The sequence below is a fragment of the Gramella sp. AN32 genome (assembly GCF_023718305.1).
Classification (GTDB): Bacteria; Bacteroidota; Bacteroidia; order Flavobacteriales; family Flavobacteriaceae; genus Christiangramia; species Christiangramia antarctica.
Genome location: NZ_QEYO01000007.1, coordinates 1 through 19,925, shown reverse-complemented (window position 1 = coordinate 19,925; position 19,925 = coordinate 1). Strand labels below are relative to the sequence as shown.

The window sequence follows — 19,925 nt, the reverse complement described above, 5'->3', positions numbered from 1 at the left end:
TTCGTGAATCTTTGATTTCATAATATTATGTTTTAGATGTGAATTCAATGATAGCTTTCTCCATATCTTGGGTCTTTTCATAAATGGCCATTATGGCCTCGTTTTCCTGTCCATCGGTTAGATAAGCTGCATACACTTCCTTAGGAACTTCGAGCCTAAAAATGTTGCTTTCTTTTCCTATTTTGATGAACATCTCCGTGTACTTGCGAGGTCCTGTAAGATTGTTCTTGATGGATTTTAACTGGTTCAGGTCGTGGCTGGACAGATTGAGGCGTTTGACCAGTTCGGTATAGCCTTTTTCATTGTTCAGGCTATAGATGACCTGCGTATTTTCAAGGATGCTTGCCGAGGTGGAATTGTTGGGCAGTTGATTGATGGATTGTAGGATGATGCCAATCGCACCATTCTGTTTACGGATAGCCTGATAGTAGAATTCCACACTTTCCAGAACGTTTTCAAACTTCAGCTGCTTGGCAAACTCATCGAACAGGATGATACCTTTTTCAGCACGGTTCTTCCAAATGGTCCGTTGTATGGCTGACTTAATAAGCTTCAACATAACCGATAGGATTTCCTTGTTGTCCTTGACTTCATCAAGTTCAAAAACAATCAGACGTTTGTCCTCGATTTTATAGGTTTGGTCTTCACTGACCTCAAAAAGAAAGCTATATAGACCATCACCGACGTATTCAGACATTACGTGCAAAAAACTCGTAATATTGAAGTAGTCGGGATGGATTTTAAGGGTGTCAAGAAGATTTTCTTGATTCCTTTCTATAAAATTGTAAAAGCCATCCAGAGAATGGTTTTCTGAAGTGCTGTCGTAATAATGGCGCAGTATCTTTTTAACGGAAACGGACTGTGCCTTGGTCACCTTTAAATCAGAAGCAAAAAGTTCAAATAGGAACACCGATAAATCCTCTAATCGTTCCGGTGTGAGGTCATTTGAATTGCTGATGTAAAATGGATTGATGCCCAAGTTCTTTCCACTTTCATAGCGAAGCACGGTATATTTTTCAGGATAGAGTTTGGCAAACTTGGTGTAGGATCCACCCAAATCGATAATAACCAAGCGAACGCCACTTTCAAAATATTGGCGCAGTATGTTATTGGCAAGGAACGATTTGCCTTCGCCCGTTGGTGCAAAAATGGCAAAGTTCCGAGCTTTGATGCGTTTCTTTCGTTCGTCCCAAACATCTTTCAGTACAGGAATGTTATGCTCTCGGTCATTGAAGATGATTCCGGTATTATCAGATTTGTAGTTGGTATTATTAATGAACAGGCAAAGTGCGTGCTTCAAATCCGTTACGTACAAATCGTTGTTTGAAAAGTTGGAAGAGAAACAGCAGAAGCTATTCAGGATGTAATTCTTTCGCTCTTCGCCTCTTGGATAATATGGGATGATGTCCAGTTCCTTAAACTCGGTCTTAATTTTTGAGGTAATGGAATCGAGGCTCTTTTTGTCCTTTGCCCAATACACCACATTAAGATGACCTCGAATAATCCGTGCATTATCATCGGCATTGATTTGGTCAAGGATGTGCTGGATTTTACCAAGTACCACTTTATTCTGTGAACCAAAATTTGAGCTTTTGTTGAGTTCCTCGATTTTCTTATCCAGTAGCTTGCGCCACTTCTGTTTGTCGTCGAGATAGAGAATCTGATTTACGATATGATTTTCGTTAAGCGTAAGCCCCAAACCATCAATAAACCCTTGATGAAACACAAATTCGTCTGAAGTGAATTTCTCATTGGTCTTGCTACTTTGTACACTTTCGCCAAAGCACAGTTCGCTATTGATGGCCAGGGCATCAAAATGGTTTTCGCCAATATTGACGCTTTTCTTTTCTAATATGATGTCGGTGTCAAAACCTTCGTTGAAGCCATTGAAGTAGCCATTTGTGAGTTGCTGAATCTCTTTCGCCTTAAGCGAAATGAATTCCATCTTTCGGCTATTATTGATAAACGAAACAGAATCACTTACCGAGTTGACAAAGCTCTTAACGTTGTCATCCAGTTCTTGCACGATTCCCTTTGAAACTTTTCTGAAAGGATTAACATATTTTGAATTATTAAGTGCCTTGTTCTTGGTCAAAATGAAGAACAGATAACACTTATGTTTTATGTATCCACGACCTTTAAAATGTTCGTGTGTTGCTTTTTCCAGAAAGGTTGTATTAGGAAGCTGTTCTGAAGTATAGGATTTCTTGAGGTAGATATCCTGTTTGTGAACCACAGTCCCAACAGGCAATGATTTCAGAGCCTGAAACCAAGCACCGTGCATATCCTCAAAATCCTTTTCGGATAAAGAATAGATTTCTGGCAAATTCCCTTCATAGCACAAAACCACATTGCCATTATTGGCAAACACGATATTGTCCTGAATATCTGCAATGGGTTGATATTTAGAAAGGTTAATCTTGTTCATAGTTGAAACCTAAATTTCTTTTGTTGCTGATAATTTTAGGGAATGCATTGACAGTTTGAAATAGCTGTGGGTTATGGGTTATTCTCGTCAATGCCACGTAAAGCCCAGCATTAAAAACCAGTACACCTATAATCATCCCGAAGCTGAAAGAGAAAATAATTACCAAAAGCGATGCGAGTATGGAAACCATCATTAAGGCAAACAGGGAAATGGGCAGCCCAAAAATAACCGCCCGTTTCCTGATGTTTTTATAGACCTCGAACCGTTTCATTTACACAACAATTCCTATGAGGTAAGTGAAGATGCCGACTACCGCACCGGCAATCAAAACAAAGACGAGAACTCGGGTAATCCCTTTTTTAAGGTCAGCATTTTCGCCAAAGAAATGGCCTGCATTAAAGAGGAAACCAACAAGGAAAATGACACCAAGTAAAATGGGAAATACGGTCCTGATGGTATCGCCCACATCGTTAACGGAATCTTCAATGCCACCAATTTGAGCAAATAGCGAAGTGGATAAGAGCGAAAGAAAGGATGCTAAATAAAGTGATTTTTTCATAACGTAACAGTTTAAATTTTTGTGTTGTTTTCGCTATGGGAAATTTACATATATTTGAATATAAATAACTGAAAATCAAATATTTGTGTATAAAATATTATTTGGTTTTGTTTGAATTCCGTTGCTATTATTTGGCATCAAATGCTATGGATTTTTGAAGTGAAGTTGTTGATAACCCGAAAATTGAAAATGAAAAAAGTGCTCAAAAACGTCAGTTTTGTCTTTTTGCTTTTGAAAATGTGCATCGTTTTCGGACAGGAAACGAGTACTCAAAAACGAATTGTAATTGATGTTGGACACGGTGGAAAAGATTCGGGTGCAATCGGTATAAATGGCATCCAAGAAAAGGATGTTGCGCTCAATATTGCAAATGCCATTCTGAAGCTAAATAATGAATTAGATACCCCTTTAGATATTTACTTGACCAGGTACACCGATACGCTCATTTCTTTATTTGATAGAACGAAGTTGGCTAAAGCCCTTAAAGCTGATTTGTTTGTGTCCTTGCATAGTAACCATTCGGATAATCCAAATGCGAGAGGTGTGGAAGTGTATGTAGCAAATCAGAAATCTGAATATAGTAATGACGCTCCTTGGTTGGCATTTCAGTTGCAAGCTGACTTGAATAAGCAGTTGGGTTTTGAAAGTAGAGGCGTAAAGTTTGCCAACTTTCAGGTGCTTCGGGAAACTATTGATGATTGTCCCTCTGTACTTTTGGAATTGGGATTTTTGAGTAATGAGGATGAAGGCAAGTATATTTCAGATTCCAATGGCATCCAACCTATTGCAATGACCATATTACAATCCCTTCAAAAATATTAGTATTATGAAAGAACTATTTTTAGAGTTAACCAAGAGCTTAAAGGATATTGTGTTACAATTCATCTCAGAAGTGATTCTGCTGTATAAGTCCTTCAGAAATTGAGCTACTTCCTTTTATCCCCAGCCCCTTTATCAAAAGCAATCAAATTAAAGAGTTCCCGCATACGGCTACGGACTCGGTTACCATAACGTTCTTCCAATTCCTCGGCGTTGAGATTGGTTGTGGCGTGGGTCTTGATTTTTCGTTTGGTATCGAGATAGAGCTCATATCGCGATAATAGCACTTCGCCCATAACGTTCAAATCTTTACCGTAGAATCTTCCAGCGGGTTCGACACCCAAATCATCAAAACAATAAAATTTGGTGTTGCCATATTCCTCAACCGTTTTAAAGCCAAGATGATTGAAACTAAATGTGACATTCCGACAGGGAATCATTTCGTAAGGTCGTTGCAAGGGTACTAAATGCCGTAGCAATTTCATTAAACTGGTCTTTCCACAACCTACCGGTCCAGAAAGCAAGATGCCTTTATCCACGTCGATGCCGTAGGTTTCGCAATTTTCCTTGTCCTTTATGAAATAAGAACAGAGCTTCAACAGAATGCCTTTGTCCTCGTCATAAATCCTAAACTTTTTACCAAACAATAGCTTGCCTTTGGCATTCAGGTAAATCAAAATTTTAGGGAAGTCGTATAACACGCTTTTCCCATCAAATTTTCCCAGCGAATATTCCACGCCGCCTTCGGTAATTTTAGAGGGGTTGTCCATAGTCTTTTGTTTTAGTGGTTCGCAAGTTGTCCTTGATTTGGGACGTTCGTTTTTTGTTTGGTTTGTTTTCAGCGTCAAATAATTCTGTCCTGTCCATCCAATTGATGGCCACAGCTCGCCAATCGCGAATCGGTTCACCATCGCCTGTTTGCCAATCTCGGTCAGCGTAGTGCTGGTAGAACTTTTCAGCTTCAGCTTTATCAAAATTCTTTTCTTCAAAAAAATCAACGACAGCCAGACAGTCCTTTGGCTGTTTTATATAGTTTTCTTGTTTGGTATTGTTTGTATTAGATACCAATGCTTGTCCATTGGTGGGACGGTGTTGGTTCATTACTTGTCCATTTTTGGGATGGTGGTGTCCTTCAAGCGGTACACCTCTGGGATAGTACTGTTCCGCAAGCTGTTCCAATATGGGATTGTACTGTCCCGAAACTGGTTCATCACTTGTCCCAATAATGGACATCTTGATTTTGCTGCCCTTGTATGGATTGTTGGACGGGAAATAGGATAGGTATTCCCAAGTGTGAAGCTCGGTTATGCATCGATGGTAGGTAGATTTTGAGCCAATTTTGGCCACTCGCATCAGTTCCCTGCGGTTTACGTAGAATTCGTCCATAAAACGGCAACTGTTCCATTCTTGGAACAGCGCCATATACAGACTTATATGGGTAGGATTTAGGCGGTCATCAAAATAGAACGTTTCAAAAGCCGCATTGAGTAGCTTTATGTAGTTCATAACATCAGGAATTTAATGCGTGGTGCACACGGTTGGCATCCATAACCTTTTGAATTTCTTCTGCATCGTAATAGATAATGCCGCCCACCTTTGTGTAGGGTAATGTGCCATTGATGCGAAGATTTTGAAGCGTGCCTGGACTTACTTGAAGCAAATCCATTACTTCCGAAGATTTGAGATATTTTTTGAGCTTTCCTTTGGTTTGATTGGTTAGCAGCTTTTTAATGTCATCGAGCAATTCCATCTTGAATTCCCGAAGGTCGTCTGTGGTAATGATACTTGTCGGCATAATAGAAGGATTTTAAAAGAAAGGGACTATCGCATCGCTGTCAACTAATTTGATAGCCCCTGACCCAATTTGACTTTCGTTCTACAAATTTGATGTGGATTAATGGATTTTCTTCCCCAGTACGACCGTGGTACGGTGAAAATTTAACATCTTGAATTTTGGTGTGATTTGGTATTATTTAATAGAGTTAATTCCGAAACTTACACTCAAAACGAACTGAATTTTATGGTAAATAAGGCAAAATGAAATCACCGTAGGTCAACCGTACTACGGTCTTTTTTTAACCTTTGGATTAGAAGTATAAATAGCTGGTACAAGCTACTATTTCTCGCTTCTGTCCATTTCAGAAAGAAGGGAAGTGGACAGCTCATCAAGGAAAAGCGTCCGGCTTTTTTTCCTGTATTTGATGTCCTGATAGGTTTTGTAGATGTCTTTTGGCTCAACATCAAAAAGCTGGCTTAAATTATCTGAAATTTTAACAATGCTCAGATTGTTTTTAGCGCCAAGCCCTTTAGCGTGAAGCGCATAAATGAGTTCCACATAGTCCGTATTACTGAAAGGCCAATGCATTTTTTCGGTGTTAGAAACGGAAATCTCATTTCCATTCAGTCCGTTCTTCAATCTATTTTGCTTGTCCACTAAATATTTTGTCAAGGATTTATAGGCATTGTACTTGCCGAGCAACATATCTCTTGCTGTACAAAATTCTGGGTCCTGGAAGTAGAATCTGGAAAGTGTGATATGGTATCCATTGAGATAATCACGAGTGTAATATTCTTTGTCAAAGTGGGTTTGTCCAGACTCGATATACCTGCCAAAATCGAGATTGTAGAGAAAGAATCGATTGAGTTTGTTGCTTTTCTTTTTGATGGATTTAAGCTGGCTTTTTAGGTCGATTTTTGGGAATTGGATTTCAAAAGAATGGATTTCAGAAAAATAAATTAACTCAACGAGCGCAACTTGTTTAATTACCTTGAAAAAATGGATTTCTTCTTGTATGGATTCAAAGCCTTGTGCCAAGACCTCTTTTTTAAGTGTGCTCAATGAATCACGACATAGCCCAATTGAACGGTGTGCCCTTTCAAGAATGCTCTCATTTTGAAGTTTTATATCATTGAGTTCTTTTTTTAGTTGTTGTGTTAATAATCGAAAGTCCATAAGCAGGTGTTTTTTGATATGAAACCATAGAAATGGGATTTAGTTGTTACGGTTGGTTTGATGAAATCATAGTCCTGCAAAACGGTATAAATGAATGCCACGGGTCATTTATTTTGTGGCTCATTGGTGTATTTTATGGAACTCTCACTAAAATAATTTTACTTCGTAAACGTACAAGGAAAACTCACCGTATTTAATTACGGAACGTGCCGTATTTTTCTACGGAAACCCTGTGAGACGCTGAATTCACAGGGATTCTTTCCGAGGTAATTTTCTCATCTTTTTTTACGAAATCGCTTTAAGAATTCACGGCGATTCTTCACACCAGTTTTTTTGAAGATGTTTGAGGCGTGTTTTGATACGGTGCTTTCGGCAATGAACAGGTCTTTGGCAATATTTTTATAACTTAAATTGCTTAGTATTGAAAGTGCTACTTCTATTTCCCGTCGGGTTAAATCCTCATAGATTATCTTGCGCTCTAAAGATTCTTCGCGTTGTTTTTTCTTCAGGGCAAACACTTCATACATTCGGGTATTGTTTTCCAAAAAGTACAGATACCTGTCTACCTCTATGGCTGTAATGGCAAAAAAAGCCAAGTTCATTACGGTAAAGGTTATCCATTGATAATCACCTATTACGGTGCAGATGGGTAACAGGGCTATACTTGCTACACTTACCATAGACAGTTTGTTTCGCCTTAAGATAAAGGCATTCGGGTTGCTTGGATTGGAAATACGACGATAGAAAATAATGAGAAATATAAAGGCCAATACGGATATGGGAATCGTAAAAAGAAAGCGAGATGCATCCAATGAATCCGTCAGAAAATAAGGCATCAAAAAAAGAACAACGTAACTGCCACTTGCCAACAATGCAAGATTTCTAATCGAAGAGTTGAATTTTAATACAACGATATCATATTCTTTGTAAAGGTAGTAAACAATGTAAACGCACAATGCAATAGCCACGCCATACGTAATGATATATTGTAGTATGAATGGGCCAGGGAAATTGCTGACGGGTAAAAAACCGCCAGTTGCATTGTAGGCAATGAATAAGATGCCTAGATATAGAAAGCGTCTAAGGCTACTACGTGTATTTCTTCTCGAAAAATAAAACGTGAGCAATACAATGACCGTATCTGTTAAAAGATAGAAGAATGTGGTCCAATGTATTGATGTGCCAAACATTTATATTATTGGTCATTGCGCTCAAATTTGTTGGTTTCTAAATTTTTTGAAACATTGTTCCAATTGAAAATCTTTCCGTTCATAGCAATATAAACATCCGGTTTTAGAAGCTGTAATGAGCTCAGTGCATAGCCTAAATTAAACGGTGCATCTGTCTCTGCAGATGAACCTAAAATGAAAGACCCAACCAGTACAATGGTTTTATTCAGGTTGAGTTTTCCTATATATTTTGCGGTATCTTCCATCGTGAAAGTACCGTGAGTAATTAAAATCTTTGTCGCGGCAGATTCTTTAATCTTCCAAACCAACTGCGCTCTGTCCTCATCTGTTATAGCTCTGCTATCCTTTTTGAGTACACTTTCAATGGTGTAATCAAAATCTATATTTGCTTTCTCAAGAAAACCTTGAATAGTAATGTTTGATTGGGTGATTCCTTTACCATCTATATAATCCAGTCCTTCGATGGTGCCACCAGTTGTAATAATATATATCATTTTTGGTATGCTCATTAAAAAATTAAACTACCTATAACCTAATAATCTTTAGCCTTTTTATCTAAAGTGTCAATTCAAATTTCGAAACTCACTCGGGCTAACACCAACCCTTTGTTTAAAAAGCCTAGTAAAGTGTTGAGGGTATTTAAAACCCATTTCATAGGCAATTTCGCTTATGGATTTATTAAGGTCAAAAACCCGTTCCTTAGCTATATTAATAACTTTGGCTTGTATATAGTCCTGCGCCGTGTGGCCTGTTTCCTTTTTTATCAAATCACCAAAATAATTAGGCGAAAAATTCATTATTTCTGCAAAGTATTGAACCATAGGAAAACCTATTTCTTCAGGTTTTTCTGAATTGAAATAATCAATCAAGAGCATTTCAAACTTGGCCAAAACGCCAGAGTTTACGTGTTCCCTTGTGATAAATTGGCGGTCATAAAAACGTTCGCAATAATCCAAAAACAGTTCAATATTGGTTGTAATCAACTTTTTGCTGTGTTTGTCAACACCTTGCTGTAATTCAAAATTTATTTTATTGAAACAATCAAAAACAATGTGCTGTTCCTTTTTGGAGATATGCAAAGCCTCATTGGAATTATAGTGGAAAAAATTATAGTTGTGAATAACATTGCTCAACGTAGTTCCCAATAACAAGTCAGGATGGAAGACCAAGCCGTGTCCCATTGGCTGATAAGCATCGGTTTTGTTCAAAACGTCAATTACCTGACCTGGAGACACAAATACCAAAGTTCCTTCTTGGTAATCGTAAGTTTGTTTGCCATACTTTAAATCACCGCATTTTACATCTTTCAAAAACACACAATACAGGTTAAAAAACATTTTAGAGCCAGTACGAACATCGGCTTTTGAAAAATCGATGATATTCACCAAAGGATGCAATGTTTCGTGCTGATTGAATTTGTTGTAGTCGGCAACCGAATCAAAATTATATATTGCTTTCATATCTTCAGAATTACAATTCAAAAATAGTCAATTGCACTTCTAAATAACTAATATATAAGTGATATCAGTAATATTGGTAGGTGCATCTGTAATTGGTATAACCACAACGCGGGAATGGTTTCTTAATTTTGTAATGTCATAAAAACCAATATTTTAATTCACATATATAATGAAAAATATAACGTTGAATAACGGAGTTGAAATGCCTGTTCTCGGATATGGTGTCTTTCAAATTTCAGATTATGAAGAATGTAAAAAAAGTGTGTTAGAAGCACTAAAAGCGGGTTATAGAAGCATAGATACAGCTCAAGCTTATGGCAACGAAAAAGCAGTTGGTGATGCTATTAAAGAAAGTGGTATTCCGCGAGAGAAATTATTCATCACAACAAAACTTTGGGTTTCCGATTATGGTTATGAAAAGGCAAAAAAAGCATTTGCAGACTCTATGGAAAAACTGCAATTAGAGTACTTAGACTTGTACTTATTGCACCAACCGTTTAACGATGTGTATGGTTCTTGGAAAGCCTTAGAAGAATTATACAAAGAAGGTAAAATTCGTGCTATTGGCGTGAGCAACTTCCATCCTGATAGATTAGTAGATTTAATAAGTTTTAACGAAATCAAACCTGCTTTAAATCAAATTGAAACCAATGTGTTTCACCAAAGAGAAGAAGATAACAAGGTAATGGTCGAGTATGACGTGCAACACGAAAGTTGGGCACCATTTGCAGAGGGTAATGGCGATTTCTTCCAAAATGAATTATTGACCAACATTGGTAAGAAATATGGAAAATCTGTTGCACAAGTTACTTTACGTTGGATGATTCAAAGAAATATTGTGGTTATTCCAAAATCGGTTACACCTTCCAGAATCAAACAAAATATTGATGTCTTTGATTTTAAACTTTCTAACGAAGATATGGATGCCATTTCAACATTAAACACCAATACAACTAAATTCTTTGACCATAGAGATGTAAAAATGGTTGAGCAATTTAAAACTTGGGCAGGATATTAGTTCTTAACGTATAAATAAATTCTAACATCCTAAAACCATAATACAATGAATCGTAGAAATCTCTTAAAAACAGCAGGATTGGCAACCTTTGCTTCTGCGTTAGTACCATCATCTTTATTGGCATCGCGCACCGATGAAGAAAAGAAAAACAAAGAAGGCGTTAAATCGGTTGTACTTTCAGGTAAAAGAAAATTAGGAAACCTTGAAGTTTCTGCCATTGGTATGGGTGTTCAGAATATGCACCGCAAATACACGTCAACTGTACCTTACAGACCAGATATGATTAAAATTCTTCAAGCGGCTTATGATAAAGGCGTAACATTTTTTGATACTGCCGAAGCTTATGGGCCTTTTGAGAATGAGAAAATTCTGGGCGAAGCAATTCAATCTTTCAGAAGCGATGTTGTGATTACTTCAAAATTTGGATGGAACATAGATTTAGAAACCGGACAGCGTTTACCTGGTTTAAACAGCAAACCCGAACATATAAAAAAAGCTGTCGAAGGAATGCTTAAAAGACTTCGCACAGACCGAATCGATTTGCTTTATCAACACAGAGTTGACCCAGAAGTACCTATTGAGGATGTAGCTGGAGCTGTAAAAAATTTAATTGATGAAGGTAAGGTACTTAACTGGGGATTATCAGAACCTGGACTTCAAACGGTAAGACGTGCTCACGCTGAACTTCCGCTTACAGCTATTCAAAATGAATATTCTATGATTTGGAGAGAACCAGAAACTGATATAATACCACTATGTGAAGAATTAGGAATAGGCTTTGTGCCTTGGTGGCCATTAGCTTGCCAACTTCTCACAGGGAATATTGACGAACAAACACGTTTTGTGACTTCAGATATTCGTGCTAATACCTCTCGCTACTCACCTGAAAATTTACCGCAAAATTTGAAATTAGTCGATGTTATTAAAACTTGGGCTAAAGAGAAAAATGCGTCACCAGCTCAAATTTCGTTAGCCTGGTTACAGGCTCAAAAACAGTTTATCGTTCCGATACCTGGTACTACACAAATGGCGCATATGGAGCAAAACATTGGAGCAGATAACATAAAGTTTACTGCTGAAGAATTGAATAGCTTGAACAGTCAAATTGATGCTATCGAGATTAAAGGATTGAGATTGCCTGAATTTGTATTGCAATTCTCTAAAGTAGAAGCACCATTAAAAAATTAGAAAATGAAGACAAGAATATTAGGACAAGGATTAGAAGTTTCCGAACTGGGTTTGGGCTGTATGGGTTTAACCTTTGGCTACGGTACACCAACAGATGAAAAAACTGGTGTTGATTTAATCCGAAAAGCTCACGATTTAGGCATTACTTTTTTTGATTCCGCAGAAGCTTACAGTAAAGGTTTTAACGAACAATTGTTGGGTAAAGCAGTAAAACCGTTTCGTGATGAAGTGGTATTGGCAACCAAATTCGGTTTTAAAAATGGCGACCCAACACAAGGTTTAGATAGCTCACCAAAACGCATTAGACAAGTAGTTGAAAACTCATTACGGTATTTAGATACCGATTTTATCGATTTGTTGTACCAACACCGAGTGGACCCTAATGTACCTATTGAAGAAGTTGCGGGAACTATTAAAGACTTGATTGCCAAAGGAAAAGTGAAGCATTGGGGATTGTCGGAAGCTGGTGTTAACATCATTAAAAGAGCGCATAAAGAACAGCCACTTACAGCTTTACAAAGCGAGTATTCAATGTTTTACCGTGAGCCTGAAAAAGAAATCTTGCCTTTATTGGAAGAATTGAATATTGGTTTTGTGCCTTTTAGCCCATTAGGAAAAGGCTTTTTAACAGGAGCTATTGATGAAAATACAAAGTTTGAAGCCTCTGATTTCAGGAATACTGTTCCTCGCTTTTCAGAAGAAAACCGGAAAGCAAATCAGGCTTTGGTAGATTTGGTAAAGCAGATAGCAACACAAAAACAAGCAACACCTGCACAAATAGCTTTAGCGTGGTTGTTAGCTCAAAAACCATTTATAGCACCAATACCGGGTACAACTAAAAAACATCGTTTACAAGAAAATGTTGGTAGTACTTCAATTAACTTGACTCATAATGATTTAAGCCAAATTGAGACAGCTTTAAATAAAATTGAAATTATAGGCGAAAGATATTCTGGCAACTCTAAAAAATATGTAAACAAATAAATGAATCTTTCAAAAATCACAATATGGTTTTTTTGCATCCTGCAACTAATGGGAGTATCGGCCTGTGCCCAAAAAGCAACAAAAAAAATAACTGAAGGTAATGTGCTTATCGTTTATTTATCAAGAACAAACAATACCAAAACGGTTGCAGAAATTATTCAAGATAAGGTAGGTGGCAAACTTGTAGGTTTGGAATTGGTAAACCCATATCCCGAAAACTATAAAGAAATTGTTGCACAGGTGGACAGTGAAAATGAGAAAGATTTTTTACCCGATTTAAAAACCCAAATCAATAATTTGGATGAATATGATATTGTGTTTCTTGGCTTTCCCACTTGGGATATGCAAATGCCTCCACCAATGAAAAGTTTCCTAACAAATTACAATTTAGATGGTAAAACAGTAATTCCATTTAATACTAATGCCGGATATGGTGTAGGTAGTGGGTTTAAAACTGTAAAAGCACTTTGTCCTAATGCAAATATTTTAGAGGGATATTCTCCCAAAGGAGTAATTGAAAGAGATGGAATTCTCTTCGTGATGGAAGGTGAGAAACTAATTGAAGTTGAAAGACAAGTATCAGAATGGCTTCAAAAAATAGGTATAAAAACAAAATAGAAAATGAAAACAATTAGAGTTATAATAATACTATTGATATGCAATATCAGTTTGTATGCACAACACCAAAATTTAGATAAGCAACAGAAAAGCATAGCTTCAATTTCCGCACTAACGGCAAAAAGCGATTGGGAAGTATTAAAAACTGAACTTTCCAAAGGACTGGACAACGGATTGACCATTAATCAAATAAAAGAAGAACTGGTGCATTTGTATGCCTATGTTGGCTTCCCTAAAAGTATAATGGGTTTACGAACCTTCCTTACTGTTTTAGATGAACGAAAAGCCAATGGTATTAAGGACAATTTGGGAAAAGAAGCATCGCCTATTGATGATACCAATCCAAAATACGAGAGAGGTAAAAAAGTTTTGGAAGAACTTACTAAAAATCCATTATCAGAGACAAAACCCGATTACCAACAATTTTCACCCGAGATTGACACCTTTTTAAAAGAACATCTATTTGCCGATATTTTCGAGCGAGATGTATTGTCCTTTCAACAGCGGGAATTGATTACTGTTTCAGCATTAATTGCTTTGGGCAATGTAGAACCTATGCTTAAAGGGCATTTGGGAATTTGTATAAAACAGGGCCTTACTAAAGATCAATTAATTCAAGTAGTCGAAACTTTAAAGCCTTATTTAAATAATTATAAATTAAAATCTGCCAATGACATAATTGAAGGATTATGAGAAATTAAGGCAAAAGCATAACTGTATCTGTAACATTGGTAGGTACCTCTGTAATACATATAAGTTTTAATGTGATTTTATTCTGAAATTTGTCCTATAATATTGAAAATCATTAAAATGAAAACATACATATTAACTTTTTTGTTCCTATTATTTCTTTTTTCAAGCAAGGCGCAGGAAGATAGAAAAGACCTTATAATTATTAAGGAGCAGGGTACATTTGCTGTTGGGGGTTCAATAAAAAAGAGTGAAGGTATTTTTGATCCTATTGAGCACGGAGCGTTCAATCCTACAAACCAAAGTACACAAGGACAGACACTCCACGGCGATCACGCTTCAGTTTTATATCAAATTCCTGCCGAACCTCGTAAACTACCCCTTCTTTTCTGGCACGGCTATGGCCAGTCTATGCGTACCTGGCAAACAACACCAGATGGCAGGGAAGGATTTCAAAGCATTTTTTTGAGAAAGGGTTTTTCAATCTATTTATTGGATCAGCCTAGAAGAGGTCTTGCAGGTCAGAGTTTAGAACCTAGAATGTTAGAAGCAAGAACAGAAGACCAGCTCTGGTTTGGTATTTTCCGAATGGGGGAAGGGACAAAATTTTATCCAAATATTCAGTTCTCCAAAGACCCAGAAGCTCTTAACCAGTTTTTTCGACAAAGCACTCCCGATACTGGGCCCTTGGATATTAATTTAAATATGGATGCAGTGGCCAATTTATTTGATAAAGTTGGTGATGGTGTTTTGGTAACCCACTCCCACAGTGGTGGTCAAGGTTGGGGTACAGTACTTAAAACGAATAATATTAAAGGGATTGTGGCCTACGAACCAGGAAGTAATTTCATTTTCCCAGAAACTCAGGTGCCTGATGCAATCCCTTATGTTGGTGGTATTTTACGTGCCCGAGGGGTACCGATGAAAGAATTTGAGAAACTGACAAAGATCCCCATTGTTATTTATTATGGCGATTACATACCTGAAGAGGAAGTTAAGAATCCAGGTCAAGAACAATGGCGGGCTGCACTACTTATGGCACGCAAATGGACAAAGGCAGTAAACGATGCTGGAGGTGATGTAACCCTTGTCGTATTGCCTGAAAAGGGTATAAAGGGTAATACTCATTTTCCTATGTCGGACTTGAATAATAAAGAGATAGCACAATTAATGTATGATTGGCTCAAAGAAAAAGGATTAAATTAAAATTTACACAAATGAAGAATCTAATTGCAACATTTTTATTTATTGCTCCACTATTTATTTCCGCACAAACAGAAGAGTATAGTATTTCTTCGTTTCACGACGAAGGTTTTAAGGCTCCCAACACACATTATATCGGTGAAGCTTGGCTAAACGGCGTTTTAGAGGTTGAAGGAGACTTGAACTTTCACATTACTAAAGCTAATTTTAAGGCAAATTCTACACTCGACTGGCACAAACACGCCTCAACGCAAGTGTTGATTTATGTTGAAGGAATAGGGTATTACCAAGAAAGAGGAAAAGACCCAATCATACTTAAAGCGGGCGATATTCTTAAATGTGAAAAAGAGGTAGAGCATTGGCACTCTTCCTCCAAAGAAAGTGATGTCACGTACTTGGCAATATACGGTGGAGATACACCAACCACCTGGACAGAGGTTTTAACCCAAGAATACTATGATAACGTGGCGAAAAAACTTCATCAATAATGAAACATAAAATAGAATGTTTAAAAATAGTTGCAGTGGTACTTTTAAAAACTGAAATAAAATACTCTTTGATTTTGATACTTCTTTTTATCGGGAGTGTTACAGCCCAAAAAAAGGAAGATCAAAATTTATATGCCGAAGTTGTCCAGACAAATGAAGGAAAAGTACGAGGGGTTATTGAAGAAAGTGTAGTGTCCTTTAAAGGAATTCCTTATGCTTCACCACCTGTTGGTGAATTGAGATGGAGACCGCCACAACCAGTAAAACCTTGGGAAGGAGAATTGGATGCTTCCGATTATGGAGCTAATTGTGCTCAATCGGGCTGGGGAGGTGAGCCAGGAACTATTTCCGAAGGTTCCTCTGAAGATTGCTTATATCTCAACATTTGGAAACCTGAAAAACTTTCTAAAGATGCTAAACTACCCGTAATGGTCTGGATACACGGGGGAGGTTTTACAGGAGGAAGCGGTTCTGGTTCTGGAATTGCAGGTGATGCATTTGCTAAACAGCAGGTAATTTTAATTACATTCAATTATAGATTAGGTAGATTGGGGCATTTTGCCTTTCCTGCCCTCAGTAAAGAGCATCCTGATGAACCTAAAGGGAGTTATGCCTATATGGATCAAATTGCTGCACTAGAATGGGTGAAAAAAAACATAGCCTCATTCGGCGGAGACCCTGAAAATGTCACTATTTTCGGTTTTTCTGCAGGTGGTGTATCGGTACATTCCCTACTAACAATACCAAGTGCGCAAGGTTTATTTCAAAAAGCTATAAGTCATTCTGGGGGTTCAAGGGATGGTGTGCTAACAGGCAGACCCATCCGGGATGAAAATGCTGATATTTTTTATAAAATCTCTGCGGAAACCATAGGAGTTAATTTTGCCAAAAAACACGGTATTGAAGGATTTGATGCAGATGCATTGGCAAGACTGCGAGCTTTACCCGTTGAGGAAATTGTGGATAGCGGTCAAGAAACCGATGGACAAGGAGGTCCTCGTATCTATTCTGGACCTATACTTGATGGTAGGCTTGTTGTAGAAACCGCCGAAAGCGCATACAATACCGGTAGACAAGCCAAAGTGCCTTTAATGATAGGGTCTTGCAGTGCAGAGGTTGGCGGGAGTTTCGTAAACAATAGTGCTACAAAAGAAGAGCTCTTCAATTTGTTTGGAGATTTGGCTGATAAAGCGAAAATGGCTTACGATCCAAAGGATAAAAAAGAATTTGTCGAGGTTATTGCAAAGTTCAATACAGATTGGGTATGGGGTGAACCAGCTCGTTTTGCAGCCAATACCTTTTTTGAAGCCGGTGAACCTACTTATGTCTTTCATTTTGATTATGTTTCTGATCCTATGAAAGAACGTATGCCCTATGGAGCTGGGCACGGTACTGACATCTCATACGTTTTCAATACTTTGAATGCACGTTGGGGAAATCCTGTAATATCCCCGACAGATGAAATAATAGCCAATATAATGAATGCATATTGGGCAAATTTTGCAAAAAGCGGTAATCCAAACGGTGATGGTTTACCCGTGTGGCCCCAATACAATACAGAGAACAATCAGATTTTAGAGATACAGCCAGACGGTGAAATTATAGGCAAATCAGATACTAGACAAGTTAGATTGGATTTGATTGAGAAAGCTGTAAAAATCAGGACGAAACTACAAAATAGAGGTATTTAGAAAACAGCGAAGAATAATATCAAAATGAAATTTAGGACAGTTAAAATTCTTATATGCTTATTTTTTATGAACACAGCAATAGCCCAAAATAGGATTAAAAATGATTTCGGTCTGGTCTATGCCAGTGCCATAACCGAGAACGTAAAAGAGCAAGTAAACATTCATCCCGTTACCTACAAGTTGAACGGTATTGATATTGCAGCAAATGTTTATACACCCGCTAATTACGACCCTTCAAAAAAATATCCTGCAATAACAATTGCACACCCCAATGGAGGTATAAAAGAGCAAACAGCCGGATTATACGCCCAACGTTTAGCAGAACTCGGTTATATTTCCATTACAGCCGATGCAGCTTATCAAGGCGCAAGTGGTGGTGAACCACGTCACACCGACAAACCGCAATTCCGAACCGAAGATATTCACGGTATGGCAGATTTTATTTTGCAATATCCAGGGGTAGATACCGCGCGTTTGGGAGCTTTAGGCATTTGCGGTGGTGGTGGCTATACGCTGAAAGCGGTACAATCGGATAAACGATTTAAAACGGTAGCAACTTTGAGTATGTTTAATACAGGAGTTGTTAGAAGAAATGGTTTTTTAAACTCTCAAACCAATACAATTCAAAAAAGGTTACAAGAGGCTTCAGATGCAAGAAGAAAGGAAGCTTCGGGTGAAGAGATTATGTATTCTGGCGTAGATGGTATTACCGATGAAGAATTAGCAAAAGTTTCAACACTTTTTTATAGACAAGGGTATGAATATTACTTTAGAACCCACGCACATCCTAATTCAACTTTTCTTTATACCACAAGCAGTTTGATGGATTTAATGTCTTGGGATGCTACTGACAACATTGACCTCATCGATCAACCACTATTAATGATAGCAGGTAGTAAGGCGCAAACATTATACTTGACTTTAGATGCTTTTCCAAAAGCAACTAATGCTAAAACCAAAGAATTATTTTTAATTGATGGTGCAACACATATCCAAACGTATTGGAAGCCTGAATATGTATCACAAGCAGTAAATAAATTGGTTGAATTTTATCAAACAAATCTTTAAAACCTAAAAAAATGAATTTTAAAAATAGATTAGTCATATTATTGGTTGGAGCTGCACTATTTTCTTGCAATCAAAAACCAACAAATAATGCTGAAGTCCAACAATCTTTGGTTTTTCCAAAAGGGGAATTAATTAAGAACAATAATTTTACTGGTAATGCTTACTTATCAATGATGGTTTATGCAGATAGTATAAATAAAAACTCTGTTGGAAATGTCACTTTTGAACCTGGGGCAAGAACGAATTGGCATTCACATCCGAACGGTCAAATCATTTTAGCAATTGATGGAAAAGGTTATTATCAGGAGAAAGGTAGTCCAAAAAAAATATTACTGAAAGGAGATTTAGTAAAATGTCCTGCTAACATTCCTCATTGGCACGGAGCATCAGAGGATAAAGAATTCATTCAAGTTGCGATTACAAGTCGGGTTGATGGACCTACTAAATGGCTGGAAGTTGTTACGGATGAAGAATATTTAGAATAATTAATATTTCGTTCTAAAGATACAATCCGGGAATATAAGTTTTGGGTGTCAAAAAAGGGATTTTCAATCTTGTCTGAACAGTTTGATTAAACTGATAATTCTTGAAGTCAGTAATTTCATAAAAATCTTTTCGAGTAGGTTCAGAATTCAATGCATAAACAACGCCAAAAGGCGGAAAAGTAATTTCCCCAAGGAAGTGAGTACCTTTTTCGGTTCTTGCCATTCCCCAGCCATTTCTGACTTGTTTTGTTGCTGTATGATAGATAAAAACCCTTAAACTATCTGGTAATTCATTGGAATTTTTATCCAAAATAAATACTGAAAGCCCCTTTAAATTTAAAAGTTGGTCGCTCGTGTCAATGGACATAAACATTGACAATACCTGTTTCAAAATATTTAACGGTTGTATGGCATATTCAAAGGTTATAATTTTTGATGCCCAGATTCTATTAGTCAAGGCCATCATTCCTATGTAGGCAAATTTCTTATAACTTTCCCCATAATAACTACCTGTTAGGTTATTGCAAGATTTACAAAGATAATAGCCGCCAGCACCTTGATTACTGCGAATACGCTTTCCATACAGGGGACTTTTCTTATCGTGAAGATGTACTGATTTCTGAAAAAATACGGGGTTAGTGTTGAACGCGCTCTGAGGCGGAACGTGCTCAAACGTTAGTTTGCCAAATTTGCCGCATATTCTGCAAGTACCTTCGCGTGTCAAGTAAGGCTTTGAATTTTTTCGGTTAAACCTTCATCTTGTTTTTTAGTTACAGCTTCACGTTCAATACGCAGTCCTAAGCCCTTGGTCTGATAAATATGGTTTGAAGTAAATTGATTTACGTGTGTATAGATGATACCTATATCACTATCTAACTGACTGTCCCAATCAAATCCATAAAGTTCATCCAACCATTTAGTCGGTGTATTTCTAAACATTACATTCGGGTTTTTATAATTCTGACTAACGTCAAATGTTGTTTTGTATTAAACCTGGTAAAAACCCCAAATCTTCTGGTTTGAGTTCCAATTTAGCAATATTTTTTTTGAGTCTGGTTACGATTTTTAATTTGCGCTTTTGGT

Annotated in this window: 23 protein-coding genes; 11 read left to right on the top strand and 12 right to left on the bottom strand. The window is 37.4% G+C overall.

The genetic code is table 11. The annotated features are described in order from the left end of the window. Positions 1-25: 25 nt before the first annotated feature. The 3 genes from DHD80_RS09485 to DHD80_RS09475 are packed head-to-tail and all read right to left on the bottom strand — an operon-like array spanning position 26 to position 2,987. Complete coding sequence (locus DHD80_RS09485; RefSeq protein WP_251740931.1) at positions 26-2,428, bottom strand: TraG family conjugative transposon ATPase; 2,403 nt, start codon at positions 2,426-2,428, stop codon at positions 26-28. Beyond that, a complete protein-coding gene (locus tag DHD80_RS09480; protein ID WP_251740930.1) occupies positions 2,415-2,699 on the bottom strand; it encodes a hypothetical protein in 285 nt (94 codons plus the stop codon). Before DHD80_RS09480 ends, DHD80_RS09485 begins: the two co-directional genes overlap by 14 nt. Then, positions 2,700-2,987 carry a hypothetical protein gene (locus tag DHD80_RS09475; RefSeq protein WP_034260587.1) on the bottom strand — a complete coding sequence of 96 codons (288 nt, stop codon included), beginning with the start codon at positions 2,985-2,987 and terminating at the stop codon, positions 2,700-2,702. It lies immediately after the preceding gene. 189 nt (positions 2,988-3,176) lie between these two features. Here DHD80_RS09475 and DHD80_RS09470 point away from each other — a divergent pair, with 189 nt between their 5' ends. Then, positions 3,177-3,809, top strand: coding sequence for an N-acetylmuramoyl-L-alanine amidase (locus tag DHD80_RS09470; protein WP_251740929.1), 633 nt, complete (start codon positions 3,177-3,179; stop codon positions 3,807-3,809). Between the two features lie 104 nt (positions 3,810-3,913). Here DHD80_RS09470 and DHD80_RS09465 read toward each other — a convergent pair whose 3' ends face one another. From DHD80_RS09465 to DHD80_RS09435, 7 genes are all read right to left on the bottom strand, one after another. Beyond that, positions 3,914-4,576: an ATPase gene (locus DHD80_RS09465; protein ID WP_251740928.1), complete on the bottom strand. Its 663-nt coding sequence runs from the start codon at positions 4,574-4,576 to the stop codon at positions 3,914-3,916. Continuing rightward, positions 4,560-5,312: a hypothetical protein gene (locus DHD80_RS09460; protein WP_251740927.1), complete on the bottom strand. Its 753-nt coding sequence runs from the start codon at positions 5,310-5,312 to the stop codon at positions 4,560-4,562. Before DHD80_RS09460 ends, DHD80_RS09465 begins: the two co-directional genes overlap by 17 nt. 4 nt (positions 5,313-5,316) lie before the next feature. Next, on the bottom strand, positions 5,317-5,601 hold the full coding sequence (locus DHD80_RS09455; RefSeq protein ID WP_251740926.1) for a helix-turn-helix domain-containing protein: 285 nt from the start codon (positions 5,599-5,601) through the stop codon (positions 5,317-5,319). 321 nt (positions 5,602-5,922) lie between these two features. Next, positions 5,923-6,759: an RteC domain-containing protein gene (locus tag DHD80_RS09450; RefSeq protein WP_251740925.1), complete on the bottom strand. Its 837-nt coding sequence runs from the start codon at positions 6,757-6,759 to the stop codon at positions 5,923-5,925. Positions 6,760-7,034: 275 nt separating this feature from the next. After that, a complete protein-coding gene (locus DHD80_RS09445) occupies positions 7,035-7,949 on the bottom strand; it encodes a helix-turn-helix transcriptional regulator (protein WP_251740924.1) in 915 nt (304 codons plus the stop codon). A 5-nt stretch (positions 7,950-7,954) separates the two neighbouring features. Then, positions 7,955-8,458 (bottom strand): asparaginase domain-containing protein, encoded by a 504-nt coding sequence (locus DHD80_RS09440; protein WP_251740923.1) that lies wholly within the window; start codon positions 8,456-8,458, stop codon positions 7,955-7,957. Between the two features lie 54 nt (positions 8,459-8,512). Then, complete coding sequence (locus tag DHD80_RS09435) at positions 8,513-9,409, bottom strand: helix-turn-helix transcriptional regulator (protein WP_251740922.1); 897 nt, start codon at positions 9,407-9,409, stop codon at positions 8,513-8,515. A 169-nt stretch (positions 9,410-9,578) separates the two neighbouring features. On the opposite strand from DHD80_RS09435, the gene DHD80_RS09430 reads away from it, so the two are divergent. The 10 genes from DHD80_RS09430 (at position 9,579) to DHD80_RS09385 (ending at position 18,842) form a co-directional block, all read left to right on the top strand. Beyond that, positions 9,579-10,427, top strand: a complete 849-nt coding sequence (locus DHD80_RS09430) for an aldo/keto reductase (protein ID WP_251740921.1) — start codon at positions 9,579-9,581, stop codon at positions 10,425-10,427. Between the two features lie 45 nt (positions 10,428-10,472). Next, entirely contained in the window at positions 10,473-11,615 is a 1,143-nt protein-coding gene (locus DHD80_RS09425; protein WP_251740920.1) for an aldo/keto reductase, read from the top strand. A 3-nt stretch (positions 11,616-11,618) separates the two neighbouring features. After that, positions 11,619-12,599: an aldo/keto reductase gene (locus DHD80_RS09420; RefSeq protein WP_251740919.1), complete on the top strand. Its 981-nt coding sequence runs from the start codon at positions 11,619-11,621 to the stop codon at positions 12,597-12,599. After that, positions 12,600-13,217, top strand: a complete 618-nt coding sequence (locus DHD80_RS09415; protein WP_251740918.1) for a flavodoxin — start codon at positions 12,600-12,602, stop codon at positions 13,215-13,217. Between the two features lie 3 nt (positions 13,218-13,220). Continuing rightward, positions 13,221-13,910, top strand: coding sequence for a carboxymuconolactone decarboxylase family protein (locus DHD80_RS09410; protein WP_251740917.1), 690 nt, complete (start codon positions 13,221-13,223; stop codon positions 13,908-13,910). 117 nt (positions 13,911-14,027) lie between these two features. Then, positions 14,028-15,113, top strand: a complete 1,086-nt coding sequence (locus DHD80_RS09405; RefSeq protein WP_251740916.1) for an alpha/beta fold hydrolase — start codon at positions 14,028-14,030, stop codon at positions 15,111-15,113. 11 nt (positions 15,114-15,124) lie between these two features. After that, positions 15,125-15,598, top strand: coding sequence for a cupin domain-containing protein (locus tag DHD80_RS09400; protein WP_251740915.1), 474 nt, complete (start codon positions 15,125-15,127; stop codon positions 15,596-15,598). Then, positions 15,598-17,289, top strand: a complete 1,692-nt coding sequence (locus tag DHD80_RS09395; RefSeq protein ID WP_251740914.1) for a carboxylesterase family protein — start codon at positions 15,598-15,600, stop codon at positions 17,287-17,289. Before DHD80_RS09400 ends, DHD80_RS09395 begins: the two co-directional genes overlap by 1 nt. Positions 17,290-17,355: 66 nt before the next feature. Further along, positions 17,356-18,357, top strand: coding sequence for an alpha/beta hydrolase (locus DHD80_RS09390; protein ID WP_251740913.1), 1,002 nt, complete (start codon positions 17,356-17,358; stop codon positions 18,355-18,357). Positions 18,358-18,368: 11 nt separating this feature from the next. Further along, complete coding sequence (locus DHD80_RS09385; RefSeq protein WP_251740912.1) at positions 18,369-18,842, top strand: cupin domain-containing protein; 474 nt, start codon at positions 18,369-18,371, stop codon at positions 18,840-18,842. A gap of 13 nt (positions 18,843-18,855) precedes the next feature. Here DHD80_RS09385 and DHD80_RS09380 read toward each other — a convergent pair whose 3' ends face one another. Together DHD80_RS09380 and DHD80_RS09375 are read right to left on the bottom strand one after the other, a co-directional pair. Continuing rightward, on the bottom strand, positions 18,856-19,566 hold the full coding sequence (locus DHD80_RS09380) for a hypothetical protein (RefSeq protein WP_251740911.1): 711 nt from the start codon (positions 19,564-19,566) through the stop codon (positions 18,856-18,858). Further along, a complete protein-coding gene (locus DHD80_RS09375; RefSeq protein ID WP_251740910.1) occupies positions 19,563-19,781 on the bottom strand; it encodes a hypothetical protein in 219 nt (72 codons plus the stop codon). The genes DHD80_RS09380 and DHD80_RS09375 overlap by 4 nt, the downstream gene beginning before the upstream one ends. Positions 19,782-19,925: the final 144 nt, after the last annotated feature.

What these genes read in the sequence shown, in the direction of transcription:
- DHD80_RS09485 (WP_251740931.1), bottom strand. Translation starts at nt 2,428, where the DNA reads ATGAACAAGATTAACCTTTCTAAATATCAACCCATTGCAGATATTCAG.
- DHD80_RS09480 (WP_251740930.1), bottom strand. Translation starts at nt 2,699, where the DNA reads ATGAAACGGTTCGAGGTCTATAAAAACATCAGGAAACGGGCGGTTATT.
- DHD80_RS09475 (WP_034260587.1), bottom strand. Translation starts at nt 2,987, where the DNA reads ATGAAAAAATCACTTTATTTAGCATCCTTTCTTTCGCTCTTATCCACT.
- DHD80_RS09470 (WP_251740929.1), top strand. Translation starts at nt 3,177, where the DNA reads ATGAAAAAAGTGCTCAAAAACGTCAGTTTTGTCTTTTTGCTTTTGAAA.
- DHD80_RS09465 (WP_251740928.1), bottom strand. Translation starts at nt 4,576, where the DNA reads ATGGACAACCCCTCTAAAATTACCGAAGGCGGCGTGGAATATTCGCTG.
- DHD80_RS09460 (WP_251740927.1), bottom strand. Translation starts at nt 5,312, where the DNA reads ATGAACTACATAAAGCTACTCAATGCGGCTTTTGAAACGTTCTATTTT.
- DHD80_RS09455 (WP_251740926.1), bottom strand. Translation starts at nt 5,601, where the DNA reads ATGCCGACAAGTATCATTACCACAGACGACCTTCGGGAATTCAAGATG.
- DHD80_RS09450 (WP_251740925.1), bottom strand. Translation starts at nt 6,759, where the DNA reads ATGGACTTTCGATTATTAACACAACAACTAAAAAAAGAACTCAATGAT.
- DHD80_RS09445 (WP_251740924.1), bottom strand. Translation starts at nt 7,949, where the DNA reads ATGTTTGGCACATCAATACATTGGACCACATTCTTCTATCTTTTAACA.
- DHD80_RS09440 (WP_251740923.1), bottom strand. Translation starts at nt 8,458, where the DNA reads ATGAGCATACCAAAAATGATATATATTATTACAACTGGTGGCACCATC.
- DHD80_RS09435 (WP_251740922.1), bottom strand. Translation starts at nt 9,409, where the DNA reads ATGAAAGCAATATATAATTTTGATTCGGTTGCCGACTACAACAAATTC.
- DHD80_RS09430 (WP_251740921.1), top strand. Translation starts at nt 9,579, where the DNA reads ATGAAAAATATAACGTTGAATAACGGAGTTGAAATGCCTGTTCTCGGA.
- DHD80_RS09425 (WP_251740920.1), top strand. Translation starts at nt 10,473, where the DNA reads ATGAATCGTAGAAATCTCTTAAAAACAGCAGGATTGGCAACCTTTGCT.
- DHD80_RS09420 (WP_251740919.1), top strand. Translation starts at nt 11,619, where the DNA reads ATGAAGACAAGAATATTAGGACAAGGATTAGAAGTTTCCGAACTGGGT.
- DHD80_RS09415 (WP_251740918.1), top strand. Translation starts at nt 12,600, where the DNA reads ATGAATCTTTCAAAAATCACAATATGGTTTTTTTGCATCCTGCAACTA.
- DHD80_RS09410 (WP_251740917.1), top strand. Translation starts at nt 13,221, where the DNA reads ATGAAAACAATTAGAGTTATAATAATACTATTGATATGCAATATCAGT.
- DHD80_RS09405 (WP_251740916.1), top strand. Translation starts at nt 14,028, where the DNA reads ATGAAAACATACATATTAACTTTTTTGTTCCTATTATTTCTTTTTTCA.
- DHD80_RS09400 (WP_251740915.1), top strand. Translation starts at nt 15,125, where the DNA reads ATGAAGAATCTAATTGCAACATTTTTATTTATTGCTCCACTATTTATT.
- DHD80_RS09395 (WP_251740914.1), top strand. Translation starts at nt 15,598, where the DNA reads ATGAAACATAAAATAGAATGTTTAAAAATAGTTGCAGTGGTACTTTTA.
- DHD80_RS09390 (WP_251740913.1), top strand. Translation starts at nt 17,356, where the DNA reads ATGAACACAGCAATAGCCCAAAATAGGATTAAAAATGATTTCGGTCTG.
- DHD80_RS09385 (WP_251740912.1), top strand. Translation starts at nt 18,369, where the DNA reads ATGAATTTTAAAAATAGATTAGTCATATTATTGGTTGGAGCTGCACTA.
- DHD80_RS09375 (WP_251740910.1), bottom strand. Translation starts at nt 19,781, where the DNA reads ATGTTTAGAAATACACCGACTAAATGGTTGGATGAACTTTATGGATTT.